The organism is Lactobacillus nasalidis (genome assembly GCF_016587775.1).
Lineage (GTDB): Bacteria > Bacillota > Bacilli > Lactobacillales > Lactobacillaceae > Lactobacillus > Lactobacillus nasalidis.
On the sequence record NZ_BOCG01000565.1, the window covers coordinates 1 to 1,616 of the forward strand.

Genomic DNA, 1,616 nt, shown 5'->3' on the forward strand with positions numbered 1-1,616 from the left:
TGCCACAAGGAGTCGTCCAGGTCGGCTTGCGGATAGTCGGCAAAAAAGCTGTCGATCGGCTGCACGTGCTCCAGCAGGTGGTCCGGATCAGCCGCCAGTTCTTCCAGGCTGACCGCATCAGCAAGGCTGTAGCCGGAGCTGGCGGTCCGGCGCAGCTTGGTCATGACCGCCGGCACGTCGAGCTTTTCGCCCAGGTCGTTGACCAGGCTGCGGACGTAGGTGCCTTTTGAGCACTCAACCCGGTAGGAAAAAGTCTGCCGGCCTTTGGCAGCGTCAAAGCGGCTGGGCGCGGTCAGCTCGTAGCGGGACACCGTCACCGTCCGCTCGGGCCGCTCAACCGGAATGCCGGCCCGGGCGTATTCGTAAAGACGCTTGCCGTTGACTTTGACAGCGGAATAGATTGGCGGCTTCTGGGTGATTTCGCCTGTCAGGCTTTGCATCGCGGCTTGCAGCTCCTGGTCGCTGAACGGCTCAGCCAGGGTCTGCTCCGCCAGCACCTGCCCCTCCAGGTCGTAAGAGTCGGTTGCCAGGCCCAGCATCCCTTCGCCCTCATAAGCCTTCGGGCGCTCATGCATCAGCTCGATCAGTTTGGTGGCCTGCCCCAGGGCAACCGGCAAAACGCCGGTCACTTCCGGGTCCAGCGTGCCCGCGTGGCCGATTTTTCTTTGCTTCAGCAGCTTGCGCAAATGATAAACCACGTCCCCGCTCGTCATGCCGGCGGCTTTGTCAATCACGATAATTCCGTTGATCATCTTGGTCTCCTTAAATTCATCAATTTTTTCCAACAAAAAAGCGCCCGAAGGCGCTTTTGCTAATTTTGCCGATCCTGTTCCTGCTTCTTTAAGTCAGCGATCAACCGGTCGATCTTGCTGCCGTAAATCACGGATTGGTCCCGCTTGAAAATCAGCTCTGGAACCTTGTACATGGTCAGGCTTTGCCCGAGCAAATGCCGCATGGTTCCCTTGGCCTTTTCCAAGCCGGCTTCCGCTTCGCGCTGCGCTTCTTCGTCTTCAGTCAGCAGGCTGTAGTAGACAGTCGCGTATGAAAAATCGTTGCTGCACTCTACGGCGGTAAAAGTTACGCCGGCAACCCGAGGATCGCGGATGTTCTTGCGAATGATCTTGGTGAGTTCACGCAGGATTTCGCCTTCTACCCGTCCTTTTCTATGCTTCATTTCAGCCTCCCGTTAGCTTGGCTTGACTTCTTGCATCTCGTAGACTTCAAGTTCGTCGCCTTCCTTGATGTCGTTGTAGTTTTCAATGGTCAGACCACAGTCAAAGCCAGCCTTGACTTCCTTGACGTCATCCTTGAACCGGCGCAGTGAGGCAACCTTGCCGTCGTACTTGACCACGCCGTCGCGGATGAGGCGAATGCCTGATTCTCTGGTCACATAGCCGCTGTCGACAAAGGCACCGGCGATGGTCCCAACCTTGGAAACCTTCCAGATTTCGCGGACCGTCAGGTTCCCGATAACCTTTTCTTCGTAAGTCGGCTCCAGCATCCCCTGCATTGCGGCCTTGACGTCGTCGATGGCCTTGTAGATGACGCTGTAAAGGCGGATATCAACGCCTTCTTGAGCCGCCTGGCTCTTGGCAGTTGCCGTTGGCCGAACGTTG

2 protein-coding genes and 1 pseudogene are annotated in these 1,616 nt (G+C 57.1%); all 3 read right to left on the bottom strand.

Annotated elements, in window-relative coordinates; all coding sequences use genetic code 11:
• Window positions 1-752 (bottom strand): tRNA pseudouridine(55) synthase TruB (gene truB, locus lacNas_RS10830; protein WP_201346855.1); only part of this gene is annotated, 752 nt, incomplete at its 3' end.
• 59 nt (window positions 753-811) lie between these two features.
• Window positions 812-1,174: a ribosome-binding factor A gene (locus tag lacNas_RS10835; protein WP_201330436.1), complete on the bottom strand. Its 363-nt coding sequence runs from the start codon at window positions 1,172-1,174 to the stop codon at window positions 812-814.
• 12 nt (window positions 1,175-1,186) lie between these two features.
• Window positions 1,187-1,616: pseudogene (locus tag lacNas_RS10840) on the bottom strand (translation initiation factor IF-2); the annotation flags it as partial.